The organism is Corynebacterium sp. HMSC075D04 (assembly GCF_001815635.1).
Taxonomy (GTDB): Bacteria; Actinomycetota; Actinomycetes; order Mycobacteriales; family Mycobacteriaceae; genus Corynebacterium; species Corynebacterium coyleae.
The window spans coordinates 1-16885 of sequence record NZ_KV821330.1; the positions used below are offsets into that span (position 1 = coordinate 1).

A 16885-nucleotide genomic window follows, 5' to 3' on the forward strand; every position below is an offset into this window, starting at 1 on the left:
ACTCATCCGTCAAGCATGACGCGACTCATGACATGGTAGCGGGGGCAGGATTCGAACCTACGACCTCTGGGGTAACAAGAGCCGTGTCATACTTCCTGCGAACGCCACGGTTGAGCAGTGTCGCCCCCGATACACGAAGGCAGATCTCCCCCGAACTGCCGGCTCCCGTGGCGTTCCTTCGTAAGAGCTTTGCGCGCCGCAGCGCATGCGCGCGATTGTTGACGTGTCACACACTGCAACCTAGTTCCACACGATCTGCACCGATTCAGGGTTAAAGGTCTTGGTGCCGCGCACGCCACGGCGCAGGCGCACCTGGCACAGGGTATTGATGACTCGGCGCTGCACGGCAAGCTCTGCGTTGTCGAAGGCATCCACGGGCGAGGCGTAGCCGGTTGTGTCGAGCAGCGCCGATGCGCCAGCAAGACGGGCACGGCGCGTTTCGAGTTTCTCGATCTGCGGCTCATAACGGTTTCGCGCGCGCTTGAGGTCACGGGCCTCGATAAGCTCCTCATCGTAGTCAGCCTGGACGCGGGCGAGCTTTGCGCGAAGCTCAGCGAGTTCGTCGTCGATGGCGTTGACCTCGTCGTCGTCCACAGTCGGCAGCAGGTCCGCCAGGTCGTCACGGCCAAGGCGGGCGCGGATCACGGCGAGCACAAAATCATCGACGCTATGTGTGCGCACTAATCCACAGGCGGCGCAGCGGTAGCGGTCGGCATGTGTGCGCACGGGGTTGCCACACTCGTCGCAGACATACAGACCCGAGCCGAGATGGCGGCGAGTGTTCCGGCGCTCCTTGTTGGTCAGCCGGTCGGGATCGTCGAGCACGTTCTGCACGCGCCACCACAGATCTGGTGTGACGATCGGCTCCCACTGCCCTTTCACCGGCTCGCCGGTATCGGGGTCGCGGACGATATGCGTGACACGGCGGTATTTGTTCTTCACGCCTTTGCGCTTGGCCTTCTTATAAGTGGAGTAACCCGCATACACGGGGTTGCGCAGGATCGAGTGCAACGACGTGTAGGCCCACGGCTGCGCGTCGGGAACCGGCTTTTCTTCCTGGCCTTCAGCGCGGCGTCGAGCGTTGCGCTCTGTGACCACGGTGTACATATGGCGCGGCGTGGTCGGGATATCCGGCAAGCCCGGTTGATCGACCCCAGATAAGGCGCGCGCAATGTCGCGCATGGAGTTGCCCCTCTCGACAGCGCGGAACATACCGAGCACGGCGGCGGCTTCGGATGGAATGATCTCGCCGGTGGAGGTGTAGCCGATAGGGCGCACACCGCCGGAGTACCAGCGGCCCTGCTCGGCGCGTTGCTGTTGCGCACGAGACTGGCGCATGCTCTTTCGCTCGATCTCGCCGCGTGCCACGGCTGCTTTGATGCGCGCGTACATTCTGCCGCCGTCGGTGGCAAGGTCAGCATCACCGTTCGCAGTGACGAGTTTCAGCCCCTGCTCCTCTGCCCTGTCGATCCACTCTTCGAGCTGCCAGGGCTGCCGTGTGAGGCGGTCGAGGTCCCAGCAAATGATCGCGTCGATCTCGCCGCGCTCAAAGGACGCCACCATCGCGTCGTAGTCGGGGCGGTCCACGTCCTTCTTCGACGCGGAGATCGACTGATCGACGTAGGTATGCACGACGTCCCAGCCGCGTTGCTCGGCAAGGGCTTCGCAGTCCTGGCGCTGCCGGTCGATGGCGAGGCCGTCCATGGCAGCATCGAGCGAGATACGGAGGTAAATAGCAGCACGTGTTGTCATGCCGCTAACACTAGCGCGCCTCAGGTTACATTGAAACGAAACTCCACCACGTCGCCGTCGACCATGACGTAGTCCTTGCCTTCCTGGCGGACCTTGCCGGCGGCGCGGGCCTCGGCCATGGAGCCGAGCGCGTCCAGGTCTTCGAAGCCGACGATCTCGGCCTTGATGAAACCCTTTTCAAAGTCGGAGTGGATCACGCCTGCGGCCTTCGGGGCGGTGTCCCCCTTGTGGATGGTCCAGGCGCGAGCCTCCTTCGGGCCTGCGGTGAGGTAGGTCTGCAGGCCGAGGGTGTCAAAGCCGGCCTTGGCCAGGGTCTTCAAACCTGGTTCGTTTTGGCCGACGGCGGCGAGGAGCTCGGCTGCGTCTTCGTCGTCAAGTTCGAGCAGCTCGGTTTCGGTCTGGGCGTCGAGGAACACAGCCTCGGCAGGGGCGACGAGTTCGCGCAGTTCCTGTTTCTTCGCCTCGTCGGTCAGCACGGCTTCGTCGGAGTTGAAGACGTAGAGGAACGGCTTGGCGGTCATCAGGTGCAGGTGGTGCAGCAGCGCCAGGTCGATGTCGCCGGGTTTTGGAGGCGGCGAACAGGGTGCGGCCGTCTTCAAGAATGGCCTGGGCCTTCTTAGCCTCCTCGGCCTGGTCGGCAATGTCCTTGTCCTTGCGGCCGTCCTTCTCCAGACGCGGCAGGGCCTTCTCGATGGTCTGCAGGTCCGCGAGGATCAGCTCGGTGTTAATCACGTCGATGTCGGAGGACGGGTTGACCTGGCCGTCGACGTGGATGACGTTGTCGTCGGAAAACGCACGCACCACCTGGCAGATCGCGTCCGCCTCGCGGATGTTGGCCAAAAAGGCGTTGCCCATGCCCTCGCCCTCGGACGCGCCCTTGACGATGCCGGCGATGTCCACGAAGGACACGGTCGCGGGCAGCACACGCTCCGAGTCGAAGATTTCCGCCAGCCGGTCCAGGCGCGGATCCGGCAGCTCCACCAGGCCGATGTTCGGCTCGATGGTGGCGAACGGGTAGTTAGCGGCAAGCACCTCGTTACGCGTCAGCGCATTAAACAAGGTGGATTTACCGACGTTGGGCAGACCGACAATTCCAAGAGTAAGGCTCACGGCGCTCCATCCTATCCCACGTTGTGGCGCTGGTTGTGAGGGGTTCGTCGCAAAGCAATGTGCAGTGGGGCACAATAGTTCGCGTGACCGCTCCGATTCAGCCTGCAGACAAGCGCGACGACCGCGTCGATCGCATCGTGGTGTTTAACGCCTGGGTTTCCTCCGGGGCGAAATTTACGCTGCGCCTGCTGGTCATCGCGCTGTTTTTCTTCGCAATCGGCAAGCTCATCGGCGCCTTTTGGGTCGGCGTGTTGCCTGCGGTGCTCGCGCTGATTGTGTGCACGGTGCTTGCCCCGGTTGCGAGCTGGCTGCGCAACCATAAGTTCGCCGATGGCCTCGCGGCCATGGTGACCATGTTGCTGTTCTTCGGCGTGCTGGCAGCCCTCGGCATGATCGTCGCCCCCGATATTGTGGGCCAATCGCGGCTGCTGTACATCCAGGCGCTCGAGGGTGTGCAGCGCCTGCAGTTGTGGGCGCAGGGTCCACCGCTGAACCTTAACCCGGAGAACCTGAACGAGGGTGTCGACGAAATCACGCGGTGGGTCCAGAACCAGGCCGGCGCCATCGCCGGTGGCGTGTTCTCCGGCATCAACACCGCGGCAGGCCTGTCGGTGACGCTGATGGTGCTGTTCGTGCTGACCTTCTTCTTCCTGAAGGACGGCCACCGCTTCCTGCCGTGGCTGCGCGGCGCGACGGGCGGACGCACGGGACTCCATTTCACGGAACTGTTGACCCGCGCTTGGAACACCCTGTCGGGCTTCATCAGGGCGCAGGCGGTGTGCTCGCTTATCGATGCGCTGGTGATCGGCATCGGCATTGCCATCGTCGGCGTTCCCATGGCGTTCACGCTTGCGATTATTACGTTCGTTGCAGGCTTCATCCCGATCGTCGGTGCGGTGGTCGCGGGCGCGCTGGCGGTCCTGATCGCACTGGTCACGCTCGGGTTCACCAAGGCCCTGATCGTGCTCGGCATCGTCCTGGCCACCCAGCAGCTTGAGGGCAACGTGCTCTCTCCCCTACTGCAGTCCAAGGCGATGAACTTGCACCCGGTGATCGTGCTGATCTCCGTGACCGTCGGCGGTGGCCTCTTCGGCCTCATGGGCGGTTTCCTCGCGGTGCCGACAGCTGCGATGATCGCTGTGGTGTACCGCTACGTGTTGGACATCCTGCGCATCAACGCCGGCGAGGTCAGTGCCGAGGACCTCACTTTTGCCACCGAAGAGGGCAAGCTCATCGCGGAAATCGACGAGGCAGAGTCGGTGCACAAGCGCGAGGCGTGGCGCGGCGAGCGCGACTGGGTCAACGCTCCGCAAACCCCTGACGACGATCCAGCTGCACAGGACGATGACTCACCCCACTTCAGCGCGAATAGCCTGAAGAAGTTGCGCGAGGTGGGCAGCCGCACCATCTTGCGACGCAGGGAGTTCGAACATAAAAGCGAACCCGGCGAGTAGTGTGTCGTGCCGGGGTGGTTAGATCTGCGGCATGCAAACGTCAACGGTCTTTCTTATCCTTGCAACGGGTCTCCTCGCCGGGTTTATCGTCGGGGTATTCGCTGGCGTGGCGTGGTTTCGCCGTTCTGCACCTCAGCCGGCTCCGCCACAGGATCTCCGCCCCGTCGCTCGCGCGTTGAAGGACATGCGTGAGCAGATTGATGCGATGGATAAGCAGCAGGCAGTGGCGTCGTCGGCAATCGCAGGTCAGGTCCAGGCGATCGGACGGACCTCCGCGCGTCTCGGCGACCGCACGGACCAGCTCATCACCGCTTTGCGCTCCCCGCAGACCCGCGGACGGTGGGGCGAGATGCAGCTAGAGCGCGTTGTGGAGCTCGGTGGCATGCTCGAACACGTTGACTTTGATACGCAGGCGCACATGCGTATCGACGACACCCGCGTCCGCCCCGACATGATCATCCGCCTTACCCAGGGGCGCAACATTGTTGTGGACGCGAAGGTTCCCTTCGGTTCCTACCTGGACGCGTTGAACACGGATGATCCGGAGGAGCACGACGCCCACCTGCGTCGCCATGTGCATTTGCTGCGTTCGCATGTGGATACGTTGTCGAACAAGGCGTACATCAACGCGTTCCAGCCGACCCCGGAGTTCGTCGTGTTGTTTGTGCCAGCGGATCCGTTTTTGGATGCGGCGCTCGGCCTCGACCCGGAACTGCTTGACTATGCGTTTTCACGCGACGTCGTCATCGCCACCCCGACCACGCTGTTTGCACTGTTGCGCACAGTCGCCCTCGGCTGGCGTCAGGAGTCCATCAACGCGTCCGCGAAGGAGGTCCAGCGCCTCGGGGCAGAGTTGCACCAGCGTCTATCGACGATGGCCCGCCACTACAACAAAGTCGGCGCCTCATTGGAAAAGGCGGTTGAGGCTTATAACGCCACGTTGGCATCGATGGATTCCCGCGTGATGGTCACGGCACGTAAGCTCGAGGAGGCTCACGTTCCTGCCCGGAGGGAACAGGCTCCAGAGCTGAATCCTATTTCGGCGCGTGCCCGGCACATGGCGGAGGACGACGGCAGGTAAACTGCGTCAGCGTGTCACATCTTTCGAGCCGGAGCCATTCCCCTACGTCCACCACCTTTGTTGGGTTGCCGACGGGGTCTGGACTCGGCATCGTTTTCGCCGCCTTGTTCACCGGGGCACTGTTGTCGCTGTCTGCCGGTGTATTTTCGTGGCCGTTTCTTGCGCTGTACACCCTCGCGGTCATTGCGGTGACCACGCTGGTGAACCCGAAGGGTCTGTCCCTAACGGTCACGAGCGCACCGCTCATGTTCGTCGCCGCACTGGTGGCGACGGGGTATGGCATGTCACGCGACGGCCTTTCGGCGGGTGGGGCGAGCGCGAAGACTGCTCTGCTTGGCATCGTGTACCCGGTGGCGGAGTATTTCCCAGTCTTGTTTTTCACCACCGCAGGTTCGCTTGTGATCGCTGCGGTGCGGTTGCGGTTGATTCGTCGCCAGAATGCTGCGATCCAGCGCCGCGAGATGGCTGAGCGGACGTCACAGAACCGCAGCAACCGTCGCACGAATTCGCAAGGACGGAGGGCTCGCGAGCAGGCTCGGTCGGTTCCTGTGCAGGAGTTGTTGGAGCGGGCGAAGTCGGAGGGGGCGCGTCGTCGCAAGGCAAATGCGAGTGGCTCGCGTAGATCCGGAGAAACCGGTGGTTCTTCACGTGCGGTTCACCGCCTCGGCGAGGACTTGTACAAAGGCTAAAGGCCTTGTCCCGATGTCAACGGGGCAAGGCCTTTGGTCGTTCTCGGCGGGGTTTATGCCTCGAGCGGTGCCTCGCGGCGCGGCAGGCGCAGTTCGCGCGGCAGGGAGAACGTGATGGTCTCCACGGTGGTGGTGACCTCTTCCACGTCGCCGTAGCCCTTCTCCCCCAGGTAGTCGAGCAGTTCGCGGACGAGGATGTCCGGCACCGACGCGCCGGAGGTCACGCCGACGGTGTTGACACCGTCGAACCAGGCATCGTCGACTTGGTGGGCGTAATCGACCAGGTGGGACTCCTGCGCGCCGGCCTCGAGCGCGACCTCGACGAGGCGTTTCGAGTTGGACGAGTTCTGGGAGCCAACCACGATGACCAGGTCACTTTGCGGCGCGATCTTCTTCACTGCGGCCTGGCGGTTTTGGGTGGCGTAACAAATGTCGTCGCTCGGCGGGTTCTCCAAGTTCGGGTAACGCTCGTGCAGTTTGTTGACGATCTCCATGGTCTCGTCGACAGACAGCGTCGTCTGGGACAGCCACACCAGCTTCTGCCCCTCCGGGAAGTCCGGCAGGCGGTCGACGCCGTCGACGCCGTCGACGAGGTGGGTGATGTCCGGAGCCTCACCTGCGGTGCCTTCGACCTCTTCGTGGCCTTCGTGGCCGACGAGCAGGATGTGGTAGCCGTCGCGGGCGAAGCGCTTCGCCTCGTTGTGCACCTTGGTCACCAGCGGGCAGGATGCGTCGAGGGTGTGCAGGCTGCGCTCCTTGGCGGATTCGCGCACTGCGGGCGACACACCGTGGGCGGAGAACACGAGGTGGGATCCTTCGGGGACCTCGTCGGTTTCGTCGACAAAGATCACGCCGCGGTCCTGCAGCGTCTCCACCACGTACTTGTTGTGCACGATCTCCTTGCGCACGTAGACGGGGGCGCCGTACTTCTCCAGCGCCTTTTCTACGGTCTCCACGGCGCGGTCCACGCCTGCACAGTATCCGCGTGGGGACGCGAGTAGCACTTTCTTACCCTGATCAGTCATGGAACCAACCCTAACGAATCTGCGTCAAAAACAGTAGGCGGGTAAATCGTGCCCGCCGGGTACTGTTTACCTGGCAGAAGAACTGGGGAGAAAGGAGCATCGCGTGACAGAAACACAAGGTGTGCAAGGTGCGCAGAGTGCGCCGCCGAAGAGCACGCCGGAAACGCCGTGGTCTGTGGCCAAGCTCAATAACTCCGTGAAGAGTTGGATCGACCGGCTGGGTTGGTTGTGGATTGAGGGCCAGCTCACGCAGATCAATACGAAGCCGTCGTGGCGGCTGTCATATATGACGCTGCGGGACACACAGGAGCAGGTTTCGGTGCAGTTGACGGCGGAGACGTCGTTACTGACCGGCATGGCTGTGCCGTTGAAGGACGGCGACCGCGTGGTCGCATACGGTAAGCCGACGTTTTATCAAGGCCGCGGCTCGTTTTCGATGAAGGTGGCGGAGATCCGCCACGTTGGCGCAGGCGAGCTGTTGGCGCGCATTGAGGCGTTGCGTAAGCAGTTGGCGGCCGAGGGCCTGTTTGATCCGGCGCGGAAGCGTCCGCTGCCCTACTTGCCGAAGAAGGTGGGCCTGATTACGGGGCGAGGTTCAGCTGCGGAGCGTGACGTGGTCACGGTGGCGCAGGGGCGTTGGCCGCAGGTGAACTTTGAGATCATCAACACGCCAGTGCAGGGGCCGACGACCGTGCCTGCGGTGATCGAGGCACTGCAGGTGCTGGATCGCGATCCGGACGTGGAGGTGATCATCATCGCCCGCGGCGGCGGTTCGGTTGAGGACTTGTTGCCGTTTTCGGAGGAGGCCCTGCAACGCGCGGTGGCGGCCGCTGGCACACCTGTCATTTCGGCGATTGGCCACGAGCCGGATAACCCGGTGCTGGACAATGTGGCTGATGTTCGCGCCGCCACCCCGACCGATGCTGCGAAGCGTGCCGTGCCGGATGTTGTGCAGGAGCGTGCGCTTATCGACGAAGCACGTGCCCGCATGTCCGCCGCCCTGCGCGGATGGGTGCAGCGGGAACGAAACGGCCTCGCGTCGATTCGCACCCGTCCTGCCCTAGCGGATCCGATGATGGCGATCACGCGCCGCCGCGAGGAAGTGGAGCGCGCCCAGGCGTTGATCCGCCGCGACATTTCCCATGTGCTGCAGCGTGAGAACCAGCAGGTCTCGGCGTTGCGCGCCCAGGTGTCGGCGCTCGGCCCCTCTGCAACCTTGGCCCGTGGTTACGCCGTGGTGCAGGTGGTTCCGCGCGACCACTCTGGCCCTGAGGTTGTGACCTCTATTGATCAGGCTCAGCCCGGCGCGCAGCTGCGTATCCGTGTCGGCGATGGCTCGATTACCGCCGCTTCGATGTCCACCACTCCCGCTGATTAATGCAACCAGCTGAAGTCAACTAAGAACGTTTAAGGAACACTCATGACAGACAACACGTTTGGATCCGGCCAGGCGAACGACAATGCTTTCCCGGACCCGGAGACGCTGACCTACGAGCAGGCTCGCGATGAGCTTGTGGAGACGGTGAAGATTTTGGAGCTCGGCCAGATGAGTTTGGACGAGTCGTTGAAGTATTGGGAGCGCGGTGAGGCGCTGGCGAAGCGGTGCGAGGTGCTTCTCGACGGCGCTTCGAAGCGCGTCGAAGAAGCCATCAGCACCCGTCAGGTCAGCGGGCAGGCTCCTGAGCAGTAAGTACTAGAAGCTACTGGGGTGTGATCGGAGTAGCCTTCAGCGCTGCGCTGATGAGCTCTTCGAACTCGTCCGTGCTGCCTGCGCCGGTGACGACGAAGCGTGCGTCGCCGGCGTCCACAATCCACAGGTCGCGGACCTCGCGTTCGTCGCTGGTGTAGACCTCGACGTCGGTGTCGTCGATACGCACTGTGCGATCGAGCATACGGTTGTCGGTGTTGGAGGCTTGGAGCGCCGCATCCTTATCGACGCCAGTCTGGGTGAGTTGCAGGTAGCCACGGTTCGGGGTGACCCACCCGACGACGGGTGCCGAGTTGCCGGCAAGCATGCTGCGGCGCGCCGAGTTGGTGGTCCAGCCTTCTGGCATCTGCGGGTAGCGCACCGGGTAGTTCACCGCACGCGCCTCGAGGTCGAGGAACGCTTCTGCGTCGACCTCCTGCACGGGGCCGGATTCTGGGGCGCCGGGGTTGAAGGAGCACAGCCCGGTCGCGCCGACAGCGACGAGCATGAGCACCACAATGAGCACGGCGTTGATTGCCATGTCTCGGCCGTTTTGGAAGATGCGGGGTTTCTTGTCGTTTGCCACGCGTTTCAGTATGTCATGAGCCACCTGCACCCCAGAACGGGCGGGCTTCTCCCCCGTAAAGGTGGGCGATACCAACACTTCGGCGTGTGGAAGTGCCAGAATAGAGGGGTCGATTTTTGTCCTCTGGAGGAAGGCCCCCGCGATGACTGAACAGTCTGAACTTGTCCCTGACCGCAACCTAGCAATGGAGCTCGTCCGTGTGACGGAGGCAGCAGCGCTCGCCTCTGGTCGTTGGGTGGGTCGCGGACAGAAGAACGAGGGCGACGGCGCCGCCGTGAACGCGATGCGCAAGATGATCAACTCCGTGGAGATGGACGGCGTGATCGTGATCGGCGAAGGCGAGAAGGACGAGGCCCCGATGCTGTTCAACGGCGAGCAGGTTGGCACCGGCCGTGGTGCTGCGGTGGATATCGCCGTTGACCCGGTAGATGGCACCCGCTTGATGGCAGAGGGTCGCCCGAACGCGATTTCTGTCATTGCTGCCGCGGATCGTGGCTCCATGTTTAACCCGCAGGACGCGTTCTACATGAACAAGATCGCGGTTGGCCCTGAGGCGGTCGGCGCGATTGATATCACTGCTTCCGTTGAGGACAACATCAAGTCGGTTGCTAAGGCGAAGGGTGTTCGTCCGGCTGACATCACGGTTGTTGTGTTGGATCGCCCGCGTCACGACAAGCTGGTCGAGGAGATCCGTGCCGCCGGCGCCAAGGTTCGCTTCATCATGGACGGCGACGTTGCCGGCGCAATTGCTGCCGCTCAGGACAACAGCTCCATCGACATCGCTATGGGCATTGGCGGCACCCCGGAAGGTGTTGTCACCGCATGTGCGCTGAAGTGCCTTGGGGGCGACATCCAGGGCATGCTGGCCCCGCAGTCCGACGAGGAGCGCGAGAAGGTACTCGCCGCTGGCCACGACCTGGATCGTGTCCTGGGTATCAACGACCTGGTCACCTCTGATAACTGCTACTTCGCCGCTACCGGCGTGACCAACGGTGACATGCTGCGTGGCGTGACCTACCGCAAGTCTGGCGCCACCACCCGTTCGCTGGTGATGCGTTCGAAGTCCGGCACCGTGCGATACGTCGAATCCCAGCACCAGCTGGCCAAGCTGCAGGACTACTCGGTGGTCGATTACTCCGAACCAACCAAGTAGAACCTGACTTTTGCCCCGCGCCTTCTCAGCGAAGAGCGCGGGGCTTTGTCGTTCTAGAACAAGGCACCAATGACTGCTGCGCTAGCCGCGACGTTGTTGGCTACGTGCACGATGAAACTCGCGGTGATGCTGCCGTGGAACCGTGCGACCAGCGCCAAGCCGACGCCGCAGAAGAATGTGTAGACGATCACGGGTGGCGCGATATGGGCTGCAGCAAAGATGGCGGAGGTGAGCAGCACGCTCGCTGCTGCCGGCATGAGCGTGTCAAAGTAGCCCATGAGCACACGGCGGAACACAATCTCTTCAATCACTGGCCCGAGCAGCAGATAACCGGCAAGCAAGATGAGCACCGGCGCCACACTTCCGGCTTCTTTGGCTAAGTCATCTGCGGTTGAGCCTCCGCCTGGTTCCATCCCGATCAGCGAGCCGACGATAGCGCTCGATGCAGCCGCCCCGACGATCACTGCCGGAACTTGCCACAGCACATGCCAGCCTCGACTCCCTAGCCGCGTAAACCCCAGCTCGAGTCCGCGACTTTTCATGTAGCGGATAAGCAGAACCAAGGGCACAACGATGGCAATGAGAACCGCAAGGGGCAGCATGCTGATCGCGACGGTGCGGGACACATTCGCGTGCACCAACAGCAGACCTTGTCCCGCCAAAAGGGCGTACATAGTGGCCATTGCTGCCAACGCCACCAGCGCATCCCTCAATGCGGGGGCCTTTTGTGTCCGGTTTTCAGACATTACAGCTCCTCATTTTTGTTATCTGGGGCATAATCGATCTTTGGAAAGGCACGAGCGCACTTTAGCGTGCGTGGCGTGCATGGGACAGAAGTAAAGGACAATCATGGCTGATCAGGAATACCGCATCGAACATGACACGATGGGCGAGGTCAAGGTGCCCGTCGACGCTCTCTGGCGCGCCCAGACGCAGCGTGCTGTGGAGAACTTCCCAATCTCCGGCCGCGGCCTTGAGGCCCAGCAGATTCGCGCACTTGGTCTGCTGAAGGCTGCGTGTGCTCAGGTGAACAAGGACCTGGGCAAGCTGGACGCTGAGAAGGCGGACGCGATCATCGCTGCTGCGAAGGAGATTGCGGACGGCAAGCACGACGACCAGTTCCCGATCGATGTGTTCCAGACCGGTTCCGGCACCTCGTCGAACATGAACACCAATGAGGTCATCGCGTCCATCGCGAAGGCGAACGGTGTTGAGGTTCACCCGAACGACCATGTGAACATGGGCCAGTCCTCTAACGACACCTTCCCGACCGCTACTCACGTTGCTGCCACCGAGGCTGCCGCAAACGATCTCATCCCGGCGCTGAAGGTGCTCCAGGAGTCCCTGGAGAAGAAGGCGAAGGAGTGGCACGAGGTTGTGAAGTCGGGCCGCACCCACTTGATGGATGCCACCCCGGTCACCTTGGGTCAGGAGTTCTCCGGCTACGCACGCCAGATCGAGCTGGGTGTCGAGCGCGTCGAGGCGACCCTGCACCGTCTGGGCGAGCTGGCCATTGGCGGCACCGCTGTGGGCACCGGCATCAACACTCCGGCTGAGTTCGGCGGCAAGGTTACCGACGAGCTCAAGAAGCTCACCGGCCTGGATGAGCTCTCCGAGGCAAAGAACCACTTTGAGGCGCAGGCGAACCGCGACAGCCTGGTGGAGTTCTCCGGCGCGATGCGTTCCGTGGCGGTTTCCCTGTACAAGATTGCGAACGATATCCGCTTGATGGGCTCGGGCCCGCTGGCTGGCTTCGCTGAGATCCACCTGCCGGATCTGCAGCCGGGTTCCTCGATCATGCCGGGCAAGGTCAACCCGGTGCTGTGCGAGACCGCTACGCAGGTGTCCGCGCAGGTCATTGGTAATGACGCAGCTGTTGCGTTCGGCGGCACCCAGGGTCAGTTCGAGCTCAACGTGTTCATCCCGATGATGGCACGCAACGTGCTCGAGTCCTCGCGCCTGCTGGCGAACACTTCCCGTCAGTTCGCTACCAAGCTTGTTGACGGCATCGAGCCGAACGTCGAGCACATGCGCGAGCTTGCCGAGTCTTCCCCGTCGATCGTGACCCCGCTGAACTCTGCAATTGGTTACGAGAACGCAGCCAAGATCGCCAAGCATGCGATCAAGGAGGGCATCACCATCCGTCAGGCCACCATCGACCTTGGTTTCGTCGATGGTGAGAAGCTCACCGAGGAGGAGCTGGACAAGCGCCTCGATGTGCTGTCCATGGCCAACACCGACCGAAACTAGGCCGTAGCTCGCACCTAGCTAGAATCTGCCCCCAGCACTTCACTTCAACATGCTGGGGGCTTTTTCATGCCTGATTCTTTCTCCGAGCTGCGCACTGCCGGTGGCCCGAACAAGCCGTGGGTCGTCGGTGGTGTGCTCGCGCTGATTGTCGCCGTGATCGGCGTCGCGCTCGCTGCGGCATATTGGTACGCCAACCCGAAGCCGGAGCCGACCAACGAGGTGCCCGAAACCGTCACGGTGACCGCGCAGCCGCAGTTGCGTGACGACGACTCCACCTCCCCCACCGGCACCTACACCGGCACCCTGAACAGCCTGGAGGACAACGCGAAAGTGAAGGCCTGGCCAGCGGTGGCAACCTTCGGTGGTGGGACCGCGTCGGTGACGTATCCGTTGACCGGATGCACCGCACTGATCGGTGAGGACGGTGCGTCGGTGCCGTTGACGAAGCCGTGTGGGGATGGTTCGGGGCGGTGGGTCGTCGAAAAGCAAGAGCCCGGGATTGTGAAACTGACGTACTTTGAAGGCGAAAAAGCGCTGGTAGAAGGGGAACTCTCCGCCGGTTTGCCTTAACGTGCACCGGGTGTAATATTGCACCCCGTGCAAAATGAAGGAATTCGGGAACAGAAGCGCCGCGAGACGCTACGGCGCATCCGCAACGAGGCGGCGGCGCTTGTCGACAAGCGTGGCTACGACAACGTCACCGTCGACGACATCTGCCGCGAGGCAGGCATCTCCCGGCGAACCTTCTTCAACTATGTGGAATCTAAGGACGAGGCGATCTTGGGATCGTTTCCGTTCACCCTCGACGAGGACGCGCTGGACGCGATCCGCACGACCCAGAGCGACAACGTGCTGGAGCTTGTCATTCGTTCCATCGTGGTTGAGCCGGGCACGTTTGATGGTCCGGCGGCGAAGTGTCGTCGTCAATTACTGGAGAACAACCCGGGCTTGATGCACGCCGAAGCCGCCCGAAAGCGCGGATTCCTCACCGAAATTGGTCGCGCCCTCCGCGCCCACTTTGAAACCTTCCCGCAGGACCGCAAGCATTCGGGATCGCTGGAGGCGGAAGCACTATTCATCGTCGTGCTATTTCAAGGGGTCGTGACCAGGTACCTCTGGGCACCGCCTGATGAAGGAGACCCAATCGAGCTGCTCATCGAATACGCCAAAGACATCACGAATTACGCAAAGGACATGACATGGTAGACAACCGCGCGGGACGCCACCCACTTCAAGCCACTCCCCCGAACGTCGGCGTCGTGTTCGCCGCCCTGCTGCTGACCATGCTGATGAGTTCGCTGGGCCAGATGATCTTCGCCACGGCCCTGCCGACCATTGTTGGTGACCTCGGCGGCGTGGACCACATGAGCTGGGTCATCTCCTCGTTCTTGGTCACGATGACCATCGCGATGCCCATCAACGGCAAACTTGGCGACGTATTGGGCCGCAAGTGGCTCTACATCACCGGCATCGGCCTGTTCGTAATCGGCTCCGCCATCGGCGGCTTTGCTAACACCATGGAGCTGCTCATCATCGGCCGCGCCATCCAAGGCCTCGGCGCGGGCGGCATGATGGTGAACTCGCAGTCCATCATCGCGGAAGTCGTTCCTGCTCGCGAGCGCGGCAAGTACATGGGCGTGATGGGCGCAGTATTTGGTGTGTCCTCGGTGCTCGGTCCGGTCCTCGGCGGCTGGTTTACCGACGGCCCCGGCTGGCGTTGGGCGCTCTGGATGAACATCCCGCTCGGCCTGCTCGCCATGACGGTATGCACCAAGGTGCTGAAGCTGCGCCGCGGATCCGCCAAGGGCATGAACTTTGACTACATCGGTACCACGCTGATGATCGTGGCCACCACGTCGCTGATCCTCACCACCACGTGGGGTGGCACGCAGTACGACTGGACCTCCCCGACCATCATCGCCACCAGCGCTATCGCTGTGATCGCTGCCGTGCTGTTCGTGATTGTCGAGCTGCGCGCGACTAACCCGCTGATCCCCATGGGGCTGTTCCGCAACCGCAACATGGTGCTGACCACCCTGGCGGGCACGGTGCTTGGCCTCGGGATGACCAGTGCTCTCGCCTACCTCCCGACGTACTTGCAAATGGTGCACGAACTGACCCCGACCGACGCGGGCCTTATGATGCTGCCGATGGTGCTCGGCATGCTCGGCACCGGCACGGCAGTCGGCTTCATCATCTCTCGCACCGGCCGCTACAAGATGTACCCACTGTCCGGCATGCTCATTACCACCGTGGGACTGTTCCTGTTCTCTCGGCTGAGCGTGGACACGTCGCTGACCGTGCTCGGGATCTACATGTTCATCTTCGGTTTCGGCCTTGGTCTGGTCATGCAGGTTCTTGTACTCATCGTGCAGAACTCGTTCCCACTCGCCCAAGTGGGCACCGCAACGTCGACGAACAACTTCTTCCGCCAGATCGGCTCCGCTATCGGCGCCTCCCTGTCCGGCTCGTTGTTCATTCACAACATGCGCGAAAAGCTGGAGGAGCGCCTGCCGGAAGCTCTGGCGAAACTCGGCGAAGAAGGTGCTGCGCTAGGCAAGCAATTCGGTGAGGGTGCCGCGAACTCGCTAACCCCGAGCAGCGTGGCGCAACTGCCCCAGCCGGTGAAGGAAGTCGTGCTGTCGAGCTACAACGACGGCCTTACCCCCGTGTTCCTCCTCATGGTGCCGCTGGCCATCATCGCGTTCGTGATCCTCCTGCCGGTCAAGGAAGACCCACTCAAGGAAGATTTGAGCTAACCGGGAAACGAAAACGGCCCGGCCCCTCACATGGGGCCGGGCCGAACGCCGTTACATGGGCGCGGTTTACTTCTCGGTGATCACCGCGGCGAACGGCTCGCCTTCGCCAGCACGGGTCCAGTTGATGGAGCCGCGCTCGAACTCCTGGGTCCAGCCGGACTCGTCCGGGTTAGCAGCCTCCGGAGCCAGCGGGAAGCCCAGCTTCTTATCCACGTTGACGTCGGTCATCCACTCGTTGGCAATCTGACCCCAGGTCGGTGCGCCACCGGTGTTCTCATTCCAGGTGACGTAGTGCTCCTGGTCGTACGTAACGATCCAGCCTTCGTCGACCTGCTCAACCTTCATCGGCTCGCCCCAGGACGGCTCAGCAAACTTATCCATGGCAGCAACGACGCCAGCCGGAACCATTGCGGTGCCGCCGTCAGCAGTTGTAATCTCCTCGGTCGCCTCGGTGCCCTCGCCCGCAGCGCCGATGGAGTCCGCGGAATCGGTTGCGGAAGCGTCAGCGGTTTCCGTCTTCGCAGCCGCAGTCTCAGTCTCTACGTTCGTCTCAGTAGCGGTGGCCTCCACAACCTCGGTCTCTGCCGCGGTGTCGTCGTCGTTAGAGCACGCAACTAACCCGGTAGCAGCCAGGGCTACAGCAGCGGCGGAAGCAGCGATCTTACGGGAAAACATAATTTGTCATACCTTTCATGTTGATTTAGGTGCGTCGCCCATTATGGGCACCGCGCGAACGTCGAGTCTTCTTCCCACCCGATCGGGGGTGCGACGTGGTGCGCGACGACCTGGGAGTTCTCCCCTTCGTAATACCAACAAAGTCCTGGATAGCGTCACAATCGTCCGATTTCCGCCACACGAGCGCAACCGTCGTGGTATTAACGCCTTCCCCCGGGTCGATCGGCAGCGCCTTAATCTGCTTCTTCGCAAGCGTCTTCAGCAACGGCAACGGCCCGTAGGCGATGCCGACGTTTGCGGCGACAACGGAAAGGGCGGTGCGCAGATCGTCGATAAGCGGCTGCTCTGCGTACTCGAAATTCACAATCTCTTCCGCAAGATCCCCGCGATCAACCTCCCCCACCTCCGCATAGACGGAGTCCTTTGGCACGGCCACGCCCCAGGCCTCCTCGTAGAGCCGGACCACGTGGTATTCGTCCGTGACCCGCTCGTCCGGAAGCCTGACCAGCGCCGCGTCCGCATCCTTGCCGACGAGGGGAAACGGATCATCCGACGGCAATGTCGCAGGGTCCTCGCCCGACATTTGGGCGTAGCGGCGGAACCATTTGCCGGGTTCAGTACCGGTGACGAACGCGATGGTGAGCATGGCAGGTAATGCTACCGT

Annotated in this window: 16 protein-coding genes and 1 pseudogene; 10 read left to right on the plus strand and 7 right to left on the minus strand. The window is 62.4% G+C overall.

The window, feature by feature from the left end; translation table 11 throughout:
* Positions 1-240: 240 nt before the first annotated feature.
* Together HMPREF3048_RS04120 and ychF are read right to left on the minus strand one after the other, a co-directional pair.
* Positions 241-1752, minus strand: a complete 1512-nt coding sequence (locus HMPREF3048_RS04120; protein WP_070421670.1) for a recombinase family protein — start codon at positions 1750-1752, stop codon at positions 241-243.
* A gap of 20 nt (positions 1753-1772) precedes the next feature.
* A pseudogene (gene ychF, locus HMPREF3048_RS04125) lies at positions 1773-2862 on the minus strand (redox-regulated ATPase YchF).
* A gap of 83 nt (positions 2863-2945) precedes the next feature.
* Here ychF and HMPREF3048_RS04130 point away from each other — a divergent pair.
* The 3 genes from HMPREF3048_RS04130 to HMPREF3048_RS04140 are packed head-to-tail and all read left to right on the plus strand — an operon-like array spanning position 2946 to position 6086.
* Positions 2946-4316, plus strand: a complete 1371-nt coding sequence (locus HMPREF3048_RS04130) for an AI-2E family transporter (RefSeq protein ID WP_070771279.1) — start codon at positions 2946-2948, stop codon at positions 4314-4316.
* Between the two features lie 31 nt (positions 4317-4347).
* Positions 4348-5397 (plus strand): DNA recombination protein RmuC, encoded by a 1050-nt coding sequence (locus HMPREF3048_RS04135; protein WP_070771280.1) that lies wholly within the window; start codon positions 4348-4350, stop codon positions 5395-5397.
* 11 nt (positions 5398-5408) lie between these two features.
* Positions 5409-6086, plus strand: a complete 678-nt coding sequence (locus tag HMPREF3048_RS04140; protein ID WP_210398416.1) for a DUF6542 domain-containing protein — start codon at positions 5409-5411, stop codon at positions 6084-6086.
* Between the two features lie 53 nt (positions 6087-6139).
* Here the strand turns inward: HMPREF3048_RS04140 and HMPREF3048_RS04145 are convergent, their stop codons facing one another.
* Positions 6140-7111 (minus strand): 4-hydroxy-3-methylbut-2-enyl diphosphate reductase, encoded by a 972-nt coding sequence (locus HMPREF3048_RS04145; protein WP_070771282.1) that lies wholly within the window; start codon positions 7109-7111, stop codon positions 6140-6142.
* A gap of 103 nt (positions 7112-7214) precedes the next feature.
* On the opposite strand from HMPREF3048_RS04145, the gene xseA reads away from it, so the two are divergent.
* On the plus strand, positions 7215-8489 hold the full coding sequence (gene xseA, locus HMPREF3048_RS04150; RefSeq protein ID WP_244268710.1) for an exodeoxyribonuclease VII large subunit: 1275 nt from the start codon (positions 7215-7217) through the stop codon (positions 8487-8489).
* A 42-nt stretch (positions 8490-8531) separates the two neighbouring features.
* The gene (locus HMPREF3048_RS04155) at positions 8532-8801 is read left to right on the plus strand and encodes an exodeoxyribonuclease VII small subunit (RefSeq protein WP_070421676.1); all 270 of its coding nucleotides are present in this window, start codon (positions 8532-8534) and stop codon (positions 8799-8801) included.
* Between the two features lie 10 nt (positions 8802-8811).
* Here HMPREF3048_RS04155 and HMPREF3048_RS04160 read toward each other — a convergent pair whose 3' ends face one another.
* Positions 8812-9384, minus strand: coding sequence for a DUF4245 domain-containing protein (locus tag HMPREF3048_RS04160; RefSeq protein WP_070452588.1), 573 nt, complete (start codon positions 9382-9384; stop codon positions 8812-8814).
* Between the two features lie 142 nt (positions 9385-9526).
* On the opposite strand from HMPREF3048_RS04160, the gene glpX reads away from it, so the two are divergent.
* Complete coding sequence (gene glpX / locus HMPREF3048_RS04165; RefSeq protein WP_070771283.1) at positions 9527-10537, plus strand: class II fructose-bisphosphatase; 1011 nt, start codon at positions 9527-9529, stop codon at positions 10535-10537.
* A 53-nt stretch (positions 10538-10590) separates the two neighbouring features.
* On the opposite strand, the gene HMPREF3048_RS04170 is transcribed toward glpX, so the two are convergent.
* Positions 10591-11283 carry a CPBP family intramembrane glutamic endopeptidase gene (locus HMPREF3048_RS04170; RefSeq protein ID WP_083316726.1) on the minus strand — a complete coding sequence of 231 codons (693 nt, stop codon included), beginning with the start codon at positions 11281-11283 and terminating at the stop codon, positions 10591-10593.
* Positions 11284-11386: 103 nt separating this feature from the next.
* Here HMPREF3048_RS04170 and HMPREF3048_RS04175 point away from each other — a divergent pair, with 103 nt between their 5' ends.
* From HMPREF3048_RS04175 to HMPREF3048_RS04190, 4 genes are all read left to right on the plus strand, one after another.
* Complete coding sequence (locus HMPREF3048_RS04175; protein ID WP_070771285.1) at positions 11387-12787, plus strand: class II fumarate hydratase; 1401 nt, start codon at positions 11387-11389, stop codon at positions 12785-12787.
* A gap of 66 nt (positions 12788-12853) precedes the next feature.
* Entirely contained in the window at positions 12854-13357 is a 504-nt protein-coding gene (locus HMPREF3048_RS04180) for a hypothetical protein (RefSeq protein WP_070482585.1), read from the plus strand.
* 27 nt (positions 13358-13384) lie between these two features.
* Positions 13385-13993 carry a TetR/AcrR family transcriptional regulator gene (locus HMPREF3048_RS04185; RefSeq protein WP_070771286.1) on the plus strand — a complete coding sequence of 203 codons (609 nt, stop codon included), beginning with the start codon at positions 13385-13387 and terminating at the stop codon, positions 13991-13993.
* Positions 13987-15546 (plus strand): MDR family MFS transporter, encoded by a 1560-nt coding sequence (locus tag HMPREF3048_RS04190; protein WP_070421682.1) that lies wholly within the window; start codon positions 13987-13989, stop codon positions 15544-15546. Before HMPREF3048_RS04185 ends, HMPREF3048_RS04190 begins: the two co-directional genes overlap by 7 nt.
* 66 nt (positions 15547-15612) lie before the next feature.
* On the opposite strand, the gene HMPREF3048_RS04195 is transcribed toward HMPREF3048_RS04190, so the two are convergent.
* Positions 15613-16221 carry a hypothetical protein gene (locus HMPREF3048_RS04195; protein WP_070452570.1) on the minus strand — a complete coding sequence of 203 codons (609 nt, stop codon included), beginning with the start codon at positions 16219-16221 and terminating at the stop codon, positions 15613-15615.
* A gap of 25 nt (positions 16222-16246) precedes the next feature.
* Positions 16247-16867: a LysR family transcriptional regulator substrate-binding protein gene (locus HMPREF3048_RS04200; protein ID WP_070771287.1), complete on the minus strand. Its 621-nt coding sequence runs from the start codon at positions 16865-16867 to the stop codon at positions 16247-16249.
* Positions 16868-16885: the final 18 nt, after the last annotated feature.